Origin of the sequence: Sulfitobacter sp. R18_1, from assembly GCF_017743915.1 — a bacterium.
Lineage (GTDB): Bacteria > Pseudomonadota > Alphaproteobacteria > Rhodobacterales > Rhodobacteraceae > Sulfitobacter > Sulfitobacter faviae.
Window position 1 is genome coordinate 361,628 of the sequence record NZ_JAGHRG010000002.1, and the last position, 19,231, is coordinate 380,858.

At 59.9% G+C, this 19,231-nt stretch carries 17 protein-coding genes; 5 read left to right on the forward strand and 12 right to left on the reverse strand.

Annotated features, from left to right (window positions below):
• Positions 1-141: 141 nt before the first annotated feature.
• Together J7392_RS06965 and J7392_RS06970 are read right to left on the reverse strand one after the other, a co-directional pair.
• Positions 142-555: a hypothetical protein gene (locus J7392_RS06965; RefSeq protein WP_067267884.1), complete on the reverse strand. Its 414-nt coding sequence runs from the start codon at positions 553-555 to the stop codon at positions 142-144.
• A gap of 66 nt (positions 556-621) precedes the next feature.
• Complete coding sequence (locus J7392_RS06970; RefSeq protein WP_209216893.1) at positions 622-1,320, reverse strand: HAD family hydrolase; 699 nt, start codon at positions 1,318-1,320, stop codon at positions 622-624.
• A 155-nt stretch (positions 1,321-1,475) separates the two neighbouring features.
• Here J7392_RS06970 and msrA point away from each other — a divergent pair, with 155 nt between their 5' ends.
• Entirely contained in the window at positions 1,476-2,141 is a 666-nt protein-coding gene (gene msrA, locus J7392_RS06975) for a peptide-methionine (S)-S-oxide reductase MsrA (protein WP_209216894.1), read from the forward strand.
• Between the two features lie 15 nt (positions 2,142-2,156).
• Here msrA and J7392_RS06980 read toward each other — a convergent pair whose 3' ends face one another.
• Both J7392_RS06980 and J7392_RS06985 read right to left on the reverse strand, forming a co-directional pair.
• The gene (locus J7392_RS06980) at positions 2,157-3,032 is read right to left on the reverse strand and encodes a ribokinase (RefSeq protein ID WP_209216895.1); all 876 of its coding nucleotides are present in this window, start codon (positions 3,030-3,032) and stop codon (positions 2,157-2,159) included.
• On the reverse strand, positions 3,032-5,290 hold the full coding sequence (locus J7392_RS06985) for an NADP-dependent malic enzyme (protein WP_209216896.1): 2,259 nt from the start codon (positions 5,288-5,290) through the stop codon (positions 3,032-3,034). Before J7392_RS06985 ends, J7392_RS06980 begins: the two co-directional genes overlap by 1 nt.
• 192 nt (positions 5,291-5,482) lie before the next feature.
• On the opposite strand from J7392_RS06985, the gene mutS reads away from it, so the two are divergent.
• Entirely contained in the window at positions 5,483-8,104 is a 2,622-nt protein-coding gene (gene mutS / locus J7392_RS06990) for a DNA mismatch repair protein MutS (protein ID WP_209217000.1), read from the forward strand.
• A gap of 31 nt (positions 8,105-8,135) precedes the next feature.
• Here mutS and J7392_RS06995 read toward each other — a convergent pair whose 3' ends face one another.
• Both J7392_RS06995 and hrcA read right to left on the reverse strand, forming a co-directional pair.
• Complete coding sequence (locus tag J7392_RS06995; protein ID WP_067267873.1) at positions 8,136-8,699, reverse strand: nucleotide exchange factor GrpE; 564 nt, start codon at positions 8,697-8,699, stop codon at positions 8,136-8,138.
• Positions 8,700-8,708: 9 nt separating this feature from the next.
• On the reverse strand, positions 8,709-9,773 hold the full coding sequence (gene hrcA, locus J7392_RS07000) for a heat-inducible transcriptional repressor HrcA (protein ID WP_209216897.1): 1,065 nt from the start codon (positions 9,771-9,773) through the stop codon (positions 8,709-8,711).
• A gap of 110 nt (positions 9,774-9,883) precedes the next feature.
• On the opposite strand from hrcA, the gene rph reads away from it, so the two are divergent.
• From rph to hemW, 3 genes are read left to right on the forward strand one after another with little or no spacing between them, the layout of a single operon-like run.
• Positions 9,884-10,597 (forward strand): ribonuclease PH, encoded by a 714-nt coding sequence (gene rph / locus J7392_RS07005; protein ID WP_209216898.1) that lies wholly within the window; start codon positions 9,884-9,886, stop codon positions 10,595-10,597.
• Positions 10,594-11,205 (forward strand): RdgB/HAM1 family non-canonical purine NTP pyrophosphatase, encoded by a 612-nt coding sequence (gene rdgB, locus J7392_RS07010; RefSeq protein WP_209216899.1) that lies wholly within the window; start codon positions 10,594-10,596, stop codon positions 11,203-11,205. The genes rph and rdgB overlap by 4 nt, the downstream gene beginning before the upstream one ends.
• Entirely contained in the window at positions 11,198-12,352 is a 1,155-nt protein-coding gene (hemW, locus tag J7392_RS07015) for a radical SAM family heme chaperone HemW (RefSeq protein WP_209216900.1), read from the forward strand. The genes rdgB and hemW overlap by 8 nt, the downstream gene beginning before the upstream one ends.
• Here hemW and J7392_RS07020 read toward each other — a convergent pair.
• The 6 genes from J7392_RS07020 to rho are packed head-to-tail and all read right to left on the reverse strand — an operon-like array spanning position 12,349 to position 19,119.
• Complete coding sequence (locus J7392_RS07020; RefSeq protein WP_209216901.1) at positions 12,349-13,248, reverse strand: ParB/RepB/Spo0J family partition protein; 900 nt, start codon at positions 13,246-13,248, stop codon at positions 12,349-12,351. The genes hemW and J7392_RS07020 overlap by 4 nt on opposite strands.
• Before the next feature lie 12 nt (positions 13,249-13,260).
• Positions 13,261-14,058 (reverse strand): ParA family protein, encoded by a 798-nt coding sequence (locus tag J7392_RS07025; protein ID WP_209216902.1) that lies wholly within the window; start codon positions 14,056-14,058, stop codon positions 13,261-13,263.
• Positions 14,051-14,656: a 16S rRNA (guanine(527)-N(7))-methyltransferase RsmG gene (gene rsmG, locus J7392_RS07030; protein ID WP_209216903.1), complete on the reverse strand. Its 606-nt coding sequence runs from the start codon at positions 14,654-14,656 to the stop codon at positions 14,051-14,053. Before rsmG ends, J7392_RS07025 begins: the two co-directional genes overlap by 8 nt.
• On the reverse strand, positions 14,653-16,515 hold the full coding sequence (mnmG, locus tag J7392_RS07035; RefSeq protein WP_209216904.1) for a tRNA uridine-5-carboxymethylaminomethyl(34) synthesis enzyme MnmG: 1,863 nt from the start codon (positions 16,513-16,515) through the stop codon (positions 14,653-14,655). Before mnmG ends, rsmG begins: the two co-directional genes overlap by 4 nt.
• A gap of 13 nt (positions 16,516-16,528) precedes the next feature.
• Entirely contained in the window at positions 16,529-17,815 is a 1,287-nt protein-coding gene (mnmE, locus tag J7392_RS07040) for a tRNA uridine-5-carboxymethylaminomethyl(34) synthesis GTPase MnmE (protein ID WP_209216905.1), read from the reverse strand.
• 32 nt (positions 17,816-17,847) lie between these two features.
• On the reverse strand, positions 17,848-19,119 hold the full coding sequence (rho, locus tag J7392_RS07045) for a transcription termination factor Rho (protein WP_067267859.1): 1,272 nt from the start codon (positions 19,117-19,119) through the stop codon (positions 17,848-17,850).
• Between the last annotated feature and the right edge of the window lie 112 nt (positions 19,120-19,231).

Below are 19,231 nucleotides of genomic sequence, written 5' to 3' on the forward strand. Positions count from 1 at the left end.
AGCGCGGGATCCCAATCCCCCTTCATCCTTTCTTAAATACCACGGGGGTCCGGGGGCAGCGCCCCCGGCGGCCAGCCCCAAACAGAAACGCAAAAGGCCCGGACGCTACCGCCCGGGCCTTTCTCTGAGCCACCTACCGGATCAATCGGCGGTGACGACCGTCATCACCAGCTCCCCATTCGGTTTGATCGGCCCGTCTTCCTTGGCGCCCAACGTATATTCGAACACCCCGGTTTTCATGCCACCATCTTCGGAATGAACCATCAACATCAGCATGTCGCCCGAAGCCACGTCCTCTTGCAGGATCGCGACCACATCCATGTTCTCGCCCGCGCGCAGCGGAGCGTAGCCGACCACGGGGCCGGGCTTCATATCGGCGTCGGTGCGGTGCACGACCAGCCAGCCATTCTCGCCCGCCATCACCTTGTCGGCAGTGACGACGCCATTCGATACATCCTGACCCGAGGCTTCGACCATGGCCATGGCATGGGCATCTGCCCATGCGCCGCCGGCGATCATGGACAGGGCGATTGCGGTGCTTGCAAATTTTTTCATCTGGTTTTCCCTCCGTTTGAAATAGCGCTGTAGTCACGATAGCCCCGCGAAATAGTTTCGCGGTCTTCAGGATTTTTTCAGACGTTCCGCAAACAGCCGCTCATAGTAGGGCATGGCGGCCTCCAGAACTTCCGCCTCTGCTCCTTTAAGCTCGGGCAGTTCCCCCTCCGGCCCGGCAAAACCGGTGCTGCGATGGATCGCCCCATACCAATGCGGCGCCCAAACCCCATCCTCCGCCCGCGGCCCGGCGGGCCAATGCAGCATCGCAGGATCAAAGGGCAGATCGATGGCGGCGCAAAGCCTGCGCAGCATCCTCTCTGGGTCCGAGCGGATATCACCGCTGTCGATGACAAGTCCGCCCAACCGCTCGAAAAGCATGAGTTGCCGGTCAAACCCGATATCCGCCAGGCGGGGTGCTTCGCGCTTTTCCGCATAGCTCGCGATCACCCGGGCCGGATGGCGGATCAGGTGAATGTTCACACAATCCTCGGCCCAATCAAGCGGGAACCCGTCGATCATATGCTGCGCCATATGTTTCATATAAAGATGCCGCCCGCCGTCCTGCACAAAGCCAAGAGGCACCCGCGCGGGGTCTTGCTCCTGCGCCGCCAGTACCGCGTCGCGCATCGGATGATCCAGCCCCGTCGCCTTGAGGTAGGCCGCGTAAAATGGCTCATCCATCGCGGTGAAATCCGCACGCGCTCCGAAACTATACATCATCGCAGTGCTGAGATTGCGCGGCCCCGACCACATCGCAATACGCATGAAAGGTTTCTCCCATTGCCGTTTAACCCGGAACGCTAGAAAGAACCCGCCCACGCGCCAAGTGGTAAATTGCCTTCACCAGAGCGTGACTTTCCCCGTCCCGGCCTTGCGCTATCTCCGCCCCAGCGGCAACTCTAGGCCTGAGGAGGACCGATATGTTCCGAAAATCAATGTTCAAACCCGCCATCCTGACCCTTGCGATCACTCTGGGCCTCGCCGCGCAGAACCGCCCCGCAGCAGCGGCAGAGACCGAGGTGCTGACCGTGGCGGGCGGCTGCTTCTGGTGCGTCGAAGCCGATTTCGAATCCGTCAAAGGCGTGAAAGAGGCCATCTCGGGCTTTGCCGGGGGCCGCACCAAGAACCCGACCTACAAAGAGGTCACCGGCGGCAACACCGGCCATTACGAAGCGGTGCAGATCCAGTTCGACCCGGATGTGGTCAGCCGCAAGACACTGCTTAATCTCTTCTTCCGCTCGATTGACCCAACAGATGCAGGCGGGCAATTCTGTGATCGGGGGGAAAGCTACCGCACGGCGATCTTCGCGGGCAGCCCCGCCCAGAAAAGCGCGGCAGAGGCTGCCAAGGCCGAAGCGCAGGCCGCCCTCGGGACCAAGGTCGTGACGCCGATCCTTGGCGATGCGCCCTTCTACCCGGCCGATGATTACCACCAGGACTACTACAAAAGCAGCGACCGGCTGGCGTTCAGCAGTGTCGGCGTGGCCGTGAAAAAATCGGTCGCCTACAAACGCTACCGCAAGGGCTGTGGCCGTGACGCCCGCGTGAAACAGGTTTGGGGCAGCGCGGCCCCCTTCGTGAAGTAACCGCGCCCCGGTAGATTAGCTGCGAAAATCGTGATCCCGGATCTCTTTCAGATCTGGGATCACATCCGCCGTGCCATGACGCGTAACCATCAAGGCCCCGGCGCGCATGGCCAGATCAATCGCCTGCGGCATGGTCATCCCCCGGTCCAACCCGGCCAGCAGATAGCCAGTAAAAGTATCGCCCGCGCCGGTCGTATCCACCGCATCGACTTGATAGGCGGGGAAGCTTTCGACCAGATGTGCCTTGTTAGAGACCCATTCACAGCCCCCCGCCCCCAGCGTCACCACGATGTCGTCGATTGGCAGCTGCCGCAGCTTGCCCCCCGTCGCGGCCCGCAACTGCGCCGCTTCGACCTCGTTCAGCACTAATAAGTCGATCTGTTCGAGGATCGCCGTCACCGCATCCGCATCGAAGGGGGCGGCGGCATAGGCCAGTCGCAGGCCTAGAGTTTTCGCCGTTCGCGCCGCGAACCGCTGCCCGTTGGTTTCGTTCTGCATCAACAGCCAATCGCCCGAGGAAGCCTCGCTCAGCGCGGCACCGATCATCTCATCGGTGATCTCATAATTTGTGCCGGGGAAGATGACGATATTGTTCTCCCCCTCCAGATCGACGGCGATGTTGGCGTGACCGGTCACGCCCTCCATCAAGGTGATATGCGCCGTTTCGACCCCATATTCCAAGAGCCGTTCCAGCGCCCAACCGCCATCGGCGCCCAATGCGCCGACATGCATCACCCGCGTCCCGGCCCGGGCGGCGGCGACCGACATATTGGCCCCCTTCCCGCCCAGCCCCTGCCGGAAATTCCGGGCCGAAATGGTCTCTCCCGGTCCCGGCAGATGGGGCAGCAGATAGAAGTTATCCGCGTTGATGGAGCCGAGGTTCCAGATCATCAGCCCACCTTACAGGCCGCGAGAATGGCCATGTTAAGGATGTCATTCGCCGTCGAGGTGGAAGAGCAGATCTGAATCGACTTATCGAGGCCCGTAAGGATCGGCCCGATCACCGTCGCCCCCGCCATCTCCTGCATCAGCTTGACCGAGATGCTGGCCGAATGCCGCGCTGGCACCACGAGGATGTTCGCAGGCCCCGTCAGCCGCGAGAACGGATAATTCGCCTGACTGGCCGCGTTCAGCGCCACATCGACGGTCATCTCGCCCTCATATTCGAAATCCACCCCGCGCTGGTCTAACACCTCTGGCGCGAGGTGCATCTTTTCGGCGCGCTCCGAGACAGGATAGCCGAAGGTCGAGAAGCTGACGAAGGCGACCCGAGGCTCCAGCCCAAGATGCCGCGCCACGCGCGCGCCGCTTTCGGCGATATTCGCCAGATCGTTCTCATCAGGCCATTCATGCACCAGCGTATCGGCAATGAAGACGATCCGCCCTTTGTGCAGCAGCGCCGTGATGCCCGCCGCGCCGGCCTCGGCATTGGCATCAAAAACGTGGTTGAGCCGCTCCAAGACATGCGCTGACTTGCGGGTGGCCCCGGTCACCAGACCGTCGCCATGGCCATGCGCTAGCATCAGCGCGGCAAAGACATGGCGGTCGCGCGAGGCGAGGCGGTGGATGTCCTTGCGGTCGAACCCTTTGCGCTGCAACCGGCCATAAAGAAAGTCTTTGTAGGTCGCCAGATGCTGGGTGTTGGCGGCGTTCACCACCTCCAACTCGCGCACCGCGTCGGCCATGCCCGCTTCTTCGAGCTTGGCGCGCACGTCGTCCTCGCGGCCCACGACCAGCGCCTTTCCCAAGCCCGCGCGCTGGTACATGACCGCCGCGCGCAGCACCTTGGGATCGTCCCCCTCGGCAAAGATCATCCGGGCCTGATTGGCCCGGGCGCGGGCGTTAATGCCGCGCAAGATGCTCGCCGTCGGGTCCATCCGCGACTTCAGCCCGACCTCATAGGCGTCCATGTCAATGATCGGCCGCCGCGCGGCCCCGGTATCCATGCCCGCCTTGGCCACGGCGGGCGGAATGCGGTGGATTAGGCGTGGGTCGAATGGCGTGGGAATGATGTAGTCGCGGCCAAAGCTCAGCGTGCGGCCATAGGCCAGCGCCACCTCGTCGGGCACATCCTCGCGCGCCAGTTGCGCCAGCGCATGGGCGCAGGCGATCTTCATCTCGTCGTTGATGGCCCGGGCATGGATGTCGAGCGCGCCGCGGAAAAGATAGGGAAAGCCCAGCACGTTGTTGACCTGGTTCGGGTAATCCGAGCGCCCGGTGGCGACAATGGCATCCATGCGGACCTCATGCGCCTCTTCGGGCGTGATCTCCGGGTCCGGGTTGGCCATGGCAAAGATCACCGGGTTGTCGGCCATGGAGGCCACCATCGCCGGCGTCACCGCCCCTTTGACCGACACGCCGAGGAAGACATCAGCGCCCTTCATCGCCTCTTCGAGCGTGCGCAGCTCGGTATTGGCGGCATGGGCCGATTTCCACTGGTTCATGCCCTCGGTGCGGCCTTGATAGATCACGCCCTTGGTGTCGCACATGATGCAGTTGTCATGCTTCGCGCCCATCGCCTTAAGCAGTTCCAGACAGGCGATGCCCGCCGCCCCCGCGCCGTTGAGCACGATTTTCACGTCCTCGATCTTCTTGCCCGAAAGGTGCAGCGCATTGATCAGACCCGCGGCACAGATCACCGCCGTGCCGTGCTGGTCGTCGTGGAAGACCGGAATGTCCATCTCTTCCTTCAGGCGCTGCTCGATGATGAAACACTCGGGCGCCTTGATGTCTTCGAGGTTGATGCCGCCGAAGGTCGGCCCCATAAGCTTGCAGGCGTTGATGAAGGCCTCGGTGTCTTCGGTATCAAGCTCGATGTCGATGGAGTTCACGTCCGCGAAGCGCTTGAACAGAACCGCCTTGCCCTCCATCACCGGCTTGGAGGCCAGCGCACCGAGGTTGCCAAGCCCCAACACCGCCGTCCCGTTCGAGATCACGGCGACCAGATTGCCCTTGTTGGTGTAGTCATAGGCCGTCTCGGGGCTTTCGGCGATGGCCTCGCAAGGGACGGCCACACCGGGGGAATAGGCAAGGCTCAGGTCGCGCTGCGTGGTCATCGGCACGGTGGCCGAGATCTCGAACTTGCCGGGGGTCGGTTCGAGGTGAAAGGCAAGCGCCTCTTCAGAGGTGATACGGTTCTTTCTCGTCACGACATTACCCTTCTTCTGCTTTGGGATCTTCTTAGCCACGATCCGAGTTCAGCACAACGCAAGCCCCGCGTCAGTGCAAATCGCATTACAAAGACCGCCCAAGGCCCCGCACCCCCTTTCGCTGCGCCGGGGGGTTTTGTAGGGTCCGCGCGGCAACAGGGGGCAGCCGTGCAGACAGAAAAAGTAACGCCAATGATGGCGCAATATCTCGAGCTTAAAGCGGACCACCAGGACGCGTTGCTGTTCTACCGCATGGGCGATTTTTACGAGATGTTCTTTGACGATGCCATCGCCGCGGCAGAGGCGTTGGATATCGCACTCACCAAACGCGGCAAGCATCAGGGCAAGGATATCGCCATGTGCGGCGTGCCGGTGCATGCCGCCGAAGGCTACCTGCTGACGCTGATCCGCAAGGGGTTTCGCGTGGCGGTCTGCGAGCAGATGGAAAGCCCCGCGGAGGCCAAGAAACGCGGCTACAAAGCGGTGGTGAAACGCGACGTGGTGCGGCTGGTCACCCCCGGCACGCTGACCGAAGAAAGCCTGCTGGAAGCGCGGCGCCACAATTACCTCGCGGCCTTTGCCGAGGTGCGCGATGCCTGCGCGATGGCTTGGGTCGATATCTCGACCGGGGCGTTTCACGTGATGCCGCTGGCCCAAGTCCGGCTGGGGCCGGAACTGGCGCGACTGTCACCTTCGGAACTGATCGTCTCAGAGGCGAAAGAGACGGATTTGCACGAGGTTGTCTCTGATTTCGGGATCGCACTGACGGGTCTGGCCCGGTCGGCCTTTGACAGCACCAGTGCGGAAAAACGGGTCTGCGACCTGTTTGATATCGCCACGCTAGAGGCTTTCGGCAGCTTCACCCGCGCCGAAGTCTCGGCCATGGGAGCGGTAATAGAATACCTCACAATCACCCAACGCGGCAAGCTGCCCCTGCTCCGCCCGCCCCAGAAAGAGGCCGAGGCCCGCACCGTTCAGATCGACGCGGCAACCCGGCGCAATCTGGAACTCACCCACTCCCTAAATGGTGGCCGCGCCGGGTCTTTGCTTTCGATCATGGACAATACCGTCACCGCCGGGGGCGCGCGCTTGCTGGAGCGGCGGATCTCAAGCCCCTCGCGCGTTGTCGATGTGGTGAGCAACCGCGCCGATGCGGTGAGCTTTGCCTATGACAACGCCCGGCTCGCCGACGACATCCGCCAACGTCTGCGAAATGTGCCTGATCTCGACCGCGCGCTATCGCGCCTGTCGCTTGACCGCGGCGGCCCCCGCGACCTTGCCGCGATCCGCAATGGGTTGATCGAAGCCGAGGCTTTGCACCAAAGCCTGACACAACAGGACCTCCCCGACCTGCTTCGCGAAGCTGCCGAAGGGTTGCAGGGCCATGGGGAGCTTATCGACCTTTTGGATCACGCGCTGGTGGCCGAGCCCCCGCTGATGGTGCGCGACGGCGGTTTCATCGCCCCCGGCCATGACGCCGACCTCGACGCCGCACGCGAGCTGCGCGACGAAGGCCGCAGCGTGATCGCGGGCATGCAGCAGCAATTCGTCTCTGATACGGGGATTTCGTCGCTGAAGATCAAGCACAACAACGTGCTGGGATACTTCGTCGAATGCACCGCGACCCATGCGGAAAAGATGCTGAACCCGCCGCTGTCAGAGACCTTTATCCACCGGCAGACCACGGCGAACCAGGTGCGCTTTACCACTGTCGAACTGTCCGAGTTGGAGACGAAAATCCTCAACGCGGGCAACCATGCGCAGGAGATCGAAAAGCGGCTCTACGAAAGCCTTCGGAGTGCTATTCTAGAGCATGCGGCAGAGATCGGACAAGCCTCCGCCGGGCTGGCCGAAGTCGATCTGGCCACAGGTCTAGCAGACCTCGCCCGGAGTGAGAATTGGACCCGCCCGCGCGTGGATATGTCCCGCGCCTTCGACATCCAAGGGGGGCGGCATCCGGTCGTGGAACGCGCTCTGACCCAGCAATCGGGCGAGCCTTTCATCGCCAATGACTGTGACTTGAGTGCCGAAGGCGAGGCCGCGAACATCTGGCTGCTCACTGGCCCGAACATGGCCGGTAAATCGACCTTCCTGCGGCAGAACGCGCTGATCGCCCTGATGGCGCAGATGGGCAGTTTCGTGCCCGCCACTTCGGCGCATATCGGCGTTGTTAGCCAGCTCTTCAGCCGCGTCGGTGCCTCAGACGATTTGGCGCGGGGCCGCTCGACCTTCATGGTGGAAATGGTTGAGACCGCCGCGATCTTGAACCAAGCCGATGACCGCGCGCTGGTGATCCTCGACGAGATCGGGCGCGGCACAGCCACCTACGATGGCCTCTCGATCGCTTGGGCCACGTTGGAACATCTACACGACGTGAACCAGACCCGAGCGCTCTTCGCCACTCATTATCACGAGATGACGGCACTGGCCGGCAAACTACCGGGGGTCGACAATGCCACGGTGGCGGTCAAGGAATGGGAGGGAGAGGTCGTCTTCCTGCACGAAGTGCGCAAGGGGGCCGCGGACCGGTCTTATGGCGTGCAGGTGGCGCAGCTGGCCGGCCTACCCGCCCCGGTGATCGCCCGCGCCCGCGTGGTGCTGGAGGCATTAGAGAAAGGCGAACGCGAAGGCGGCGCGACACAAAAGACGCTGATCGACGATCTGCCGCTCTTCGCGGCCAGCCCGCCCCCGCAACCGGCCCCTGCGAAAACCTCAGCGGTCGAAGAGAAGCTGGCAGAGATCATCCCCGATGAACTCTCCCCACGTGAAGCGCTTGAGCTGATCTATAAACTGAAAGAGGCGGCCAAATCCTGACCGCCTCCTTCGAAAGTGACTGATTGCGCGCTTAGCTCGCGGGGGTCGAAGACACCCCAACCTGCGCCGGGCGCAGCAGACGGTCGTGCAGCATGAAGCCTTCGGCGGCGACCTGAATGATCTCGCCCGCTACGGTGCCGGGCACGGGCGCTTCGAACATCGCTTCGTGGTGCTTGGGGTCGAACTTGTCACCCACCTCGGGCGCGATCACTTCGATGCCATGCTTTTTGAAGACGTTCAGAAGCTCGCGCATCGTCAGTTCCACACCTTCCAGCAGCGGGCCAAAGGCCTCTTTCTGCTCATCGGTGGTGGTTTCCAGCGCGCGTTTCATGTTGTCATAAACAGGCAGCATGTCACGGGCCAGCTTGGAGCCGCCATAGTTCTCAGCCTCGCGACGGTCCTTGTCGGAGCGTTTGCGCGCATTCTCAGCATCGGCGAGCGCGCGCATGAAACGGTCGCGGTACTGGTCACGCTCGGCGCGCAGTTCCTCAACCGCAAGGGCTTCTTCGTCGATCTCGGCCATGTCTTCGGCGTATTCTTCAGCTTCGGCGCTGTCGATCTCGTCCAAAAAGTCGTTTTCTTTCGGCTCTGCCATGTTCCACCTCTAGTTCCGGTCGGAAATCAGCTTTCCCACCAGTTGTGCCGTGTAGTTCACAATCGGCACGATACGTCCATAATTTAAGCGTGTCGGGCCAATGACACCCACGGCGCCGATCACCTTACGATCAGCGTTCATATAAGGGGAAACGACCAGAGAGGAACCCGAAAGTGAGAAAAGTTTGTTTTCCGAGCCGATAAAAATGCGCACACCGTCCCCATCTTCGGCCAGTTCGAGGAATTCGGCGATGTCCCGCTTGCGCTCAAGATCATCGAAAAGGCTGCGGATACGGTCAAGGTCTTCGGCCTCCGCCTCTCCGCCAAGCAGATTCGACCGGCCGCGCACGATCAAACGCTCGGAATGCTCCCCTTCCGCGTCCCAAAGCACCGCACCGCTCTCGACAAGCTGCTGCGCCAGCACGTCGATCTCCTGACGGCGCTTAGAAATCTCCTGCTTGATGCTGCGCTGCAACTCGCTGAGGGTTTTGCCTTCGACGAAAGCATTCAAGAAATTTGCCGCCTCGCGCATCGAACTGGGGGTCTGCCCCGGCGGCGGCGTGAACAGCCGGTTCTCAACATGGCCGTCGGAGAACACAAGCACCACCAAGGCTCTATCAAGCGAGAGAGAGACGAATTCGATATGTTTGATCGGCGCTTCATGCTTCGGCGTCAACACGAGGGAGGCACCATGCGTGACGCCCGACAGGGCCGAGCCGATCCGGTCCAACAACCCGCCGACATCAGAGGAATTATTCCCCAAGGTCGCGTCGATCTTCTCCCGGTCAAGCTCTGTCGGATCGCCGATCTCGATCATCCCATCGACGAACATCCGCAGCCCCAATTGCGTCGGAATGCGCCCGGCTGAAACATGAGGGCTATCCAACAGGCCCATATATTCGAGATCCTGCATCACATTGCGGATCGTCGCCGCCGAGACCTTTTCGCTGAAGTCCCGCGTCAGGGTCCGCGACCCAACCGGATCGCCACTTTCCAGATAGCCCTCAACCACCCGGCGAAACACTTCGCGGGATCGGTCGTTCATGTCTTTCAGCAATTCAGGCGTGTTTTTCATCGGTGCTCGCTCTCTTGTCTAATAAAGGTACAAGCCGGGCAAACGTCAATCGGGGTTGCATCAAAGCCTCGTGGGGCGGTATCCCCGGGCAACATCAAAAAGGATATGTCATGCGTCCCTCTGGCCGGAAACTCGATGAAATGCGCGCCGTCTCGATCGAGACAGGTTTCACCAAACACGCCGAAGGGTCGGCCCTGATCAAGATGGGCGATACCCATGTGCTCTGCACCGCGACGATCGAAGACCGCGTGCCGCCCTTCATCAAAGGCTCCGGTCTGGGCTGGGTCACCGCCGAATACGGCATGTTGCCCCGCGCCACCAACACACGGATGCGTCGCGAAGCCGCCTCCGGCAAACAAGGGGGTCGCACGGTCGAAATTCAGCGCCTGATCGGCCGCGCCCTGCGCGCCGGGGTCGACCGCTCCGCCTTGGGCGAGCGTCAGATCACCGTCGATTGTGACGTGCTGCAAGCCGATGGCGGCACCCGCTGCGCGTCCATCACCGGCGGTTGGATTGCCCTGCGTCTGGCCGTGAACAAGCTGATGAAGGCGGGCGATGTCGTTTCTGACCCGCTGGTCGATCCGGTCGCGGCGGTAAGCTGCGGCATCTACGCAGGCCAGCCGGTGCTCGACCTCGACTACCCCGAGGATTCCGAGGCCGGCGTCGATGGCAACTTCATCATGACCGGATCCGGCAAGCTGATCGAAGTGCAGATGAGCGCCGAAGGCTCGACCTATACCCGCGACCAGATGAACCAGCTGATGGACCTGGCCGAAAAAGGCGTCGGCGAACTGGCCACCATCCAAAAATCGGTTACCCCATGACCCGCAAGTTCACCGAAAATCGCATTCTGATCGCCACCCATAACGCGGGCAAACTCGCAGAGATGCGCCAGCTCTTCGCCCCCCACGGGGTCGAGGTGGTCGGCGCGGCAGAGATGAACCTGCCCGAGCCGGAAGAGACCGAGACGACCTTCGTGGGCAACGCCCGGATCAAGGCGCATGCCGCCGCCAAGGCGACCGGCCTGCCTGCATTGGCCGACGATTCCGGCATCGAAGTCGAAGCGCTCGACAATGCGCCCGGCGTCTATACCGCCGATTGGGCCGAAGCGGAGAATGGCCGCGACTTCGTCATGGCCATGACCAAGACGCGCAATCTGCTGGAAGAAAAGAACGCCCCCCACCCCCGCCGCGCCCGTTTCTGCGCGACACTGGTGCTGGCATGGCCCGACGGCCATGACGAGGTTTTCGCGGGCAAGGTGTACGGCACGCTGGTTTGGCCGATGCGCGGCGAACAGGGTCACGGCTATGACCCGATGTTTCAACCTGACGGCCATGAGGTCACCTTTGCCGAAATGCACGCCGAGCAGAAAAACAGCATCAGCCACCGCGCCGATGCCTTTGCGAAACTGATTGCGGGCTGTTTTGGCTGAAGATTGGCAACAGGGCGGCTTCGGCCTCTATATCCATTGGCCATTTTGCGAGGCGAAATGTCCCTATTGCGACTTTAACAGCCACGTTAGCCGCCGGATCGACCAAGCCGCTTGGCGGGATGCCTATCTCGCCGAGCTTCAGCGCGCTGCGGATGAGACACCGGGGCGCGTGCTCAATGCGGTCTTTTTCGGCGGCGGCACTCCAAGTCTAATGGACCCCGATGTCGTCGCAGACATCATCAACGCCATCCGGCGGCACTGGCCCACGGCGAACGATCTAGAAATCACCCTCGAAGCCAACCCCGGCTCGGTCGAAGCGGGCCGCTTTGCCGCCTATCGGCAAGCCGGTGTATCACGCGTTTCCATGGGCATTCAGGCACTGAACGATCCGGATCTCAAACGTTTGGGCCGTCTGCATACGGCAAAAGAAGCAATGACCGCCTTCGACATCGCCCGCAATACCTTTGACCGCGTGAGCTTTGATCTAATCTATGGGCGGCAAGACCAATCCGCCGGAGAATGGGAAGCCGAGTTGAAACAGGCTCTATCCCTCGCGATAGACCATATTTCGCTCTATCAGCTCACGATCGAACAAGGCACCGCCTTTGGCGACCGTTACGCCCGCGGAAAACTTCGTGGCCTGCCCGACGAAGATCTCGGCGCCGATATGTTCACCCTGACCCAAGACATCTGCAACGACATGGGCATGCCCGCTTACGAGGTGTCAAACCACGCTCGGGATGGCGCCCAATCGCGTCACAACCTGATCTATTGGCGCTATGGGGATTATATCGGCATCGGCCCCGGCGCTCATGGGCGGCTGACGCTGGACGGACAGAAATTCGCGACAGTTGCATATAGCAATCCACAGCGGTGGCTCGACGGCGTCGCAAAAGGCGAAGCGGAGAAACCCCGGACCGCCCTAAGCCGAAGCGAACAGGCGACCGAGTTTCTCCTGATGGGCCTGCGCCTCAAAGAAGGCGTCGACCTCACCCGCTACGCCGACATTGCCGGTCATGAGATCGACGAAAAGGCCGTCAATCACCTGCGAGACATCGGCATGGCAACACGCGAGAAAGACAGGTTAATCGTTTCAGATCAAGGCGTTATCGTCCTAAACGCCGTGATCGAAACGCTTCTGCCTTAAGAGCCGCCCAACAGGCGGCAGATCTCATCCAGCTGGTCAAGCGTGGTATAGTGCAACGTCACCTTACCCGCTTCCTGACCCGGTTTATGGTCCAAACTAACCTTCATACCGAGGTTGGCTGACAGATCGCCTTCGAGCGCCTGTGTATCGGCATCCTTCTCTGGGCGCTGCGAGAGACGCTCTTTATTTACCATATTACCGCGCTCACCGGCCTGCTCTTTCTTGACCAAAGCCTCAGTCGCGCGGACGGAAAGGCCGCCTTTGATGACCTGCTGCGCCAGTTTCAGCGGATCCTTCGCCGGAATCAGCGCCCGTGCATGGCCCGCGCTCAGTTCATTCTGGCGCACCATTTCCTGTACCGGATCCGGCAGGTTCAACAGTCGCAAAAGATTCGCGATGTGGCTCCGGCTTTTACCAAGCGCCTCCGCCATTTTCTCTTGCGTGTGGCCGAACTTATCCATCAACTGCCGATAGCCCGCCGCCTCTTCGACCGAGTTCAGATCCGCCCGCTGAATGTTCTCGATGATCGCAACTTCAAGCACTTCGACATCGGTGAACTCGCGCACGATCACCGGAAGGCTATGGACCTTTGCGATCTGCGAGGCGCGCCAACGCCGTTCACCCGCGACGATCTCGAAATTGCCATCGGCCAAAGCGCGGACGATCAGGGGCTGAATGACCCCCTTTTCTTTAATTGAGGCAGCCAGATCATCAAGATGCTCTTGCTCAAACCGCTTACGAGGCTGATCCGGGTTCGGTTTGATTCGCTCGATCGGAACGAACTGCTCCGCCGCCGCGGCCCCCTTGGCGGCCACGCTCTCGGTCTCCGCTACATCCGCCATCAGTGCCGAAAGCCCCCGGCCAAGGCCCCGTTTGCGCTCTTGTTTGTCTGCCATACTGCCACCTTATTAACCATTGTTTCTTGTCAACTCCGCCGCCAAATCGCGGTAGGCTTGGGCCCCTTTCGATGTGGGATCATAACTCAAAACGGGCATGGCAAAGCTCGGCGCTTCGCTGACCCGAACATTACGCGGAATCACGGTTTGGAACACCAGTTCACCAAGGTTCGCCCGCGCGTCATTCTCAACCTGTTGCGACAGATTATTGCGGCGATCATACATGGTCAGTAGAACGCCCTCAATCCGCAGGTCTTTATTTCCGCTTTGCCGAACCTCTCTTATCGTCAGCATAAGCTGGGAAAGCCCTTCCAGTGCGAAAAATTCGCTCTGCAAAGGCACCAGAACCGAATGCGCTGCGATCATCGCATTTACGGTCAATAGGTTGAGCGAAGGCGGGCAATCAATCAAGATGTAATCAAACTCAAACTGATCCATCTGGGTTTGCCTTAGCGCATCATGCAGAAGGAAACTTCTTTTCTCATTCGAAAAGAGTTCGATATCCGCGGAGCTGAGGTCAACCGTCGCCGGAACGATGAGCAACCCTTCCGTTTCTGTCCGCTGGATAACATCCTGCGGAAGGCTATCGTCCAGCAAGAGATCATATGTCGTAAATTCGCGATCTTCGACTTCGATGCCAAGACCCGTAGAAGCATTGCCCTGCGGATCCAGATCAACAACCAGAATACGCTTCCCAGCTTCCGCAAGCGCAGCGGCAAGATTGATCGTCGTCGTCGTTTTACCAACGCCGCCCTTCTGGTTTGCAATGGCAATGATTTTCGGTCCAGCTGGACGAGAAAGGTCAGACACGGGCGATATCCTTAATCTTTAGAATGGCAGCGTCCGAATTGGTCTTGCTGGTTACCGTCTCTAGGTCGTAAGTCCAATCCTGCCGCGCCTCTAGGTCTTCACGCTGCCAGCTTTGACCTTTAGGGAAAAGTGCAATGCCTCCGCGTTTAAGATGCAAATCGGCGAACCCTAACAGCTTCGTCAGATCGGCTAAAGCGCGAGCAGATAGCACGTCTGCTTCGAGACATTCGAGTTCTTCAATTCTCTCGGTTTTCACCTTTGCCGCAAGATCAAGTTCTCGAATGGCGGTCCGCAGGAAAGCCGATTTCCTTTGATCACTTTCAACCATGACTACATCGAAATTGCGTTCTTCTTGATTGAGGATCGAAATAACGATGCCCGGGAAACCTCCGCCGCTACCGAGGTCTATCCATTTCCCTCGGCCCGTAGCAAGCTCAAAGATTTGGACAGAATCCAGAATATGGCGAGACCACAGGTCGTCCAAGCTGCTCTTGGAAACCAAGTTAATCTTCGGATTCCATTTCCTCACCAGTTCGGCAAAGGCTTTCAGCTTTTCAAATGTTTCACGTGAAACATCGAGGTCATTTTCAGTGCTCATGCTGACTTCTTTCCGGCCCCGCGCTTCACACGAGCAAGTATCAAAGTCAGCGCGGCTGGTGTCATTCCATCAATGCGAGCCGCCTGTGCCATTGTTTCCGGACGCGCGGAAGATACCTTCGACTTCAGCTCGTTAGAAAGGCCTGCAAGATCATCGAAGGAAAAATCAGACGGTATACGAACGTTCTCATCTTTCTTAAGCACATCGATCTCTTTCTGTTGTCGAGCGATGTAGGTTGCGTAGAGCGCGTCCCGCTCAATCTGTCGACGTATTTCGAATGGAGTTTCTTCCAGGCTGGGATCAAGTGGCAGCAAGTCTTCAAACTCTACATCGGGAAACGCGAGAACCTGATAGCCGCTACGCTTTGCACCATCCTGGTTGACTTTGATGCCGGCGCTCGCAAGCTCTTTCGGCGTATACTCCGTACCTTCCAGCTTCGCTTTTGTCTCCTCTAGGGAGGAAACCTTCTTCTCAAAGCTGTCTCGGCGCGCGTCAGAGATACAGCCTAATTGAATCGCCAGAGGAGTTAGCCGCTGATCCGCATTGTCTGCCCGTAGCGACAGGCGGAACTCGGCCCGAGATGTGAACATCCGGTAGGGTTCTGTAACGCCCCGGGTCGTCAGATCATCGACCATTACCCCAATATAGCTTTCGGAACGGGTAAATGTCACCGCATCCCGGCCTTGGGCGCTAAGAGCTGCATTCAAGCCTGCTACCAGTCCCTGCGCGGTCGCTTCCTCATAGCCCGTCGTACCATTAATCTGTCCGGCGAGATAGAGGCCGGGTACGGTACGGACCGCAAGCGTTGATGAAAGAGCGCGCGGATCGACGTAGTCGTACTCGATGGCGTAACCGGGTTGCAGAATAGTTGCGTTTTCGAGGCCGACCATGCTCCGGACATAGGCTTCCTGCACATCTGCCGGGAGGGAGGTCGAAATGCCGTTCGGGTAGACCGTATGATCATCCGTGCCTTCGGGCTCTAGAAAAACCTGATGCGAGTCTTTATCGGCAAAACGGACAACCTTATCTTCGATCGAAGGGCAATAGCGCGGGCCTACCCCATCGATATGCCCGCCATACATTGCGGACCTATCGAGATTCTCTCTGATGATCTGATGAGTTATAGCGTTCGTATGGGTAATACCGCAGACGACCTGGGGCGCTGAAACCTTGTCGGACAGAAAGGAAAACAGAACGGGGGCATCGTCCCCGGGTTGGGCTTCCAAAATATCCCAGTTGATCGTACGGCCATCCAGTCGGGGCGGTGTACCCGTCTTTAGCCGGCCCATCGGGAGATTAAAGGAATCAATGCGTTCGGCCAGCTTGACCGACGCTTTGTCCCCCATGCGGCCGCCTTCGTGCGATGCATCGCCGATATGAATGACACCACGGAGGAAGGTCCCCGTCGTAAGAACGACGGATGTCGCCTTGATGTTCGTTCCGTCGGCCAAGACTACGCCGGCAACGACTTCGCCGTCCATCACGAAGTCGGTAACCTCTCCTTCAATGATGTCAAGGTTAGCTTGAGCCTCAATCTCGCGCAGCATCTCTATCCGGTAGATTCTCCGGTCAGCCTGAGCGCGAGGGCCCTGAACCGCGGGGCCTTTTCGACGGTTTAGGAGGCGGAATTGGATACCAGCTTTATCGGCAACACGGCCCATCACGCCGTCCATTGCGTCGATCTCTCGGACCAAATGCCCCTTTCCCAGACCGCCGATCGCAGGGTTACAGGACATGACGCCGATCCCATCGCGGCTCATCGTGACGAGCGCTGTTTGTGCGCCGAGCCGTGCCGAAGCGTGCGCTGCTTCGGCGCCCGCGTGCCCCCCACCGATCACGATCACATCAAAATGTTTCACGTGAAACACTCCATCATTTACCTACGCAAAAGCTGGTGAAAATCTCACCCAGCAGGTTCTCGACGTCTATGCGGCCAACAAGGGTTTCCAGCGCTCGGATCCCGAACCGAAGCTCCGCAGCGGCCAAATCATAGAAATCAGGTCCTCGGGTCAGGATAACATCTACTTCAGCCAAACACGAGACGGCTTGCTGCAAAGCGACGCGATGCCGCTCATGGGTTGCCAGTCCGATGCTCGAACTGCGTTCCGAGAGTGTAGATTGAATGCGGTCAATAAGTTCTGAAACGCCATGCCCGGTCTTCCCTGAGATAGCGTTCGCCTCAATACCAACGAGATCTGCTTTCGGCTGGAGAACAATATCCTCTTCCTCCGGTGTAAGCACCAGGGCCTCACCCGGCGCCGCGAGGAACACCCGCAGATCCGCCACCCCGGCGCGTTCGATTGCGCGCTCGATCCCGATGGCTTCAACTTTATCTTCGCTCTCACGCAGACCCGCCGTATCCAACAGGGTGACCGGCAGCCCGCCGAGGTCCATTCGAACTTCGATGACATCGCGGGTAGTGCCTGCGATTTCTGAGGTGATCGCAGCGTCACGTCCGGCTAGCGCATTCAAAAGCGTCGACTTACCCGCATTTGGCGCACCGATGATCGCGACTTCGAAGCCATTTCGAACCCGTTCAGCGGCATAGGTGCCTTCCGCTTCGTCTTGCAATTCCTTGCCGACTTTCGAGAGCAGCGCCTCCACCTCGGGGGTGACGTCGACGGGCACTTCTTCGTCCGCGAAGTCGATCGTGGCCTCCAGAAGCGCAGCGGCGCGGATCAAGTCTTTCCGCCAATCTTCGACGCGTGCGCCGAGGTGGCCCGATAAAACGCGAAGCGCTTGCTTTCGCTGCGCTTCCGTTTCGGCTTCGATGAGATCCGCCAGCCCTTCGACCTGCGCGAGATCCAGCTTTTCATTCTCTAGCGCACGACGGGTGAATTCCCCCGCTTCAGCCATCCGAGTTTCGGGGAAGGTCGACAGCAGGGAAAGCATCGCCCGGACCACGGCGATGGAACCATGCAGTTGAAATTCGACCACATCTTCGCCGGTGAAGGAATTTGGCCCGGGGAAGCTCAGGACCAGAGCTTGGTCGATAACCTCTCCACCCGTGCCGCGGAGGTTTCGCAACACGCTTTCGCGCCCCTCAGGACGTTTTCCGGAAATCTCCTGCGCGATTGCGAAGGCCTGCGGGCCGGAAATGCGGATCACCGCAACCCCAGCTCGGCCCGGCGCTGACGCTTGGGCGAATATCGTGTCCATATTTCACTAACCTATTGTTATTACGAAATAACTCAGGTGTTCATGGAGTCGAAGAAGTCAGAATTCGACTTGGTTTGCTTGAGCTTGCCGAGCAGGAATTCGATAGCATCGGTGGTGCCCATCGGGTTGAGGATGCGGCGCAGGACAAAGGTTTTCTGCAGGTCCACCTTATCGACCAACAGGTCCTCTTTCCGGGTGCCAGACTTGAGGATGTCGATCGCCGGGAAGACGCGTTTGTCGGCGATCTTGCGGTCCAGCACGATCTCGGAGTTGCCGGTGCCTTTGAACTCTTCAAAGATCACCTCGTCCATGCGGCTGCCGGTGTCGATCAGCGCGGTGGCGATGATGGTGAGCGAGCCGCCCTCTTCGATGTTCCGCGCGGCACCGAAAAAACGCTTCGGGCGTTGCAGGGCGTTGGCGTCGACACCACCGGTCAGGACCTTGCCCGAGGACGGCACCACGGTGTTGAAGGCGCGGCCCAGACGGGTGATCGAATCGAGCAGGATGACGACGTCGCGCTTATGCTCGACCAGGCGCTTGGCCTTTTCGATGACCATCTCGGAAACGGCGACGTGGCGCGTGGCCGGCTCGTCGAAGGTGGAGGAGACGACCTCCCCTTTCACCGACCGCTGCATGTCGGTGACTTCCTCGGGCCGTTCGTCGATCAACAGGACGATCAGGTAGCACTCCGGGTGGTTTTTCTCGATGCTGTTAGCGATGTTCTGCAGCAGCACGGTCTTACCGGTGCGCGGCGGGGCGACGATCAGCGAGCGTTGGCCCTTACCGATGGGCGAGACCAGATCGATGATCCGCGCGGAGCGGTCCTTGATCGTGGGGTCGTCGACCTCCATCGTCAGGCGCTCGTCGGGGTAAAGCGGGGTGAGGTTTTCGAAGGCGACCTTGTGGCGCGCCTTCTCGGGCGCCTCGAAGTTGATTTTGGTGACCTCGGTCAGCGCGAAATAGCGTTCGGTGTCGTCAGGCGCCTTGATCAGCCCCTCGATAGTGTCCCCGGTGCGCAGCGACCATTTGCGGATCATGTCGGGCGAGACGTAGATGTCATCGGGGCCCGGCAGGTAGTTCGCTTCGGGAGAGCGCAGAAAACCGAATCCGTCTTGCAGCACCTCCAACACACCGTCGCCCGAGATCTCCCAACCGTCATCCGCACGTTCGCGGAGAATCTGGAACATCATCTCGCCTTTACGCATGGTCGAGGCGTTTTCGATCTCCAGCTCTTCGGCCATGGCGAGCAGGTTTTTCGGCGTCTGCGCCTTGAGATCAGCGAGGTTCAGCGTTTCGGTTGTCATGGAGCTTCCTGTTCAGCCGCAGCAGAATGCGGGCTGGTCGATCATTTGAATGTGGCAAGCAGAAACCGCCCCGGACGGGACAGTGGCGCAGATATAGGCGGCAGCGCGGCTT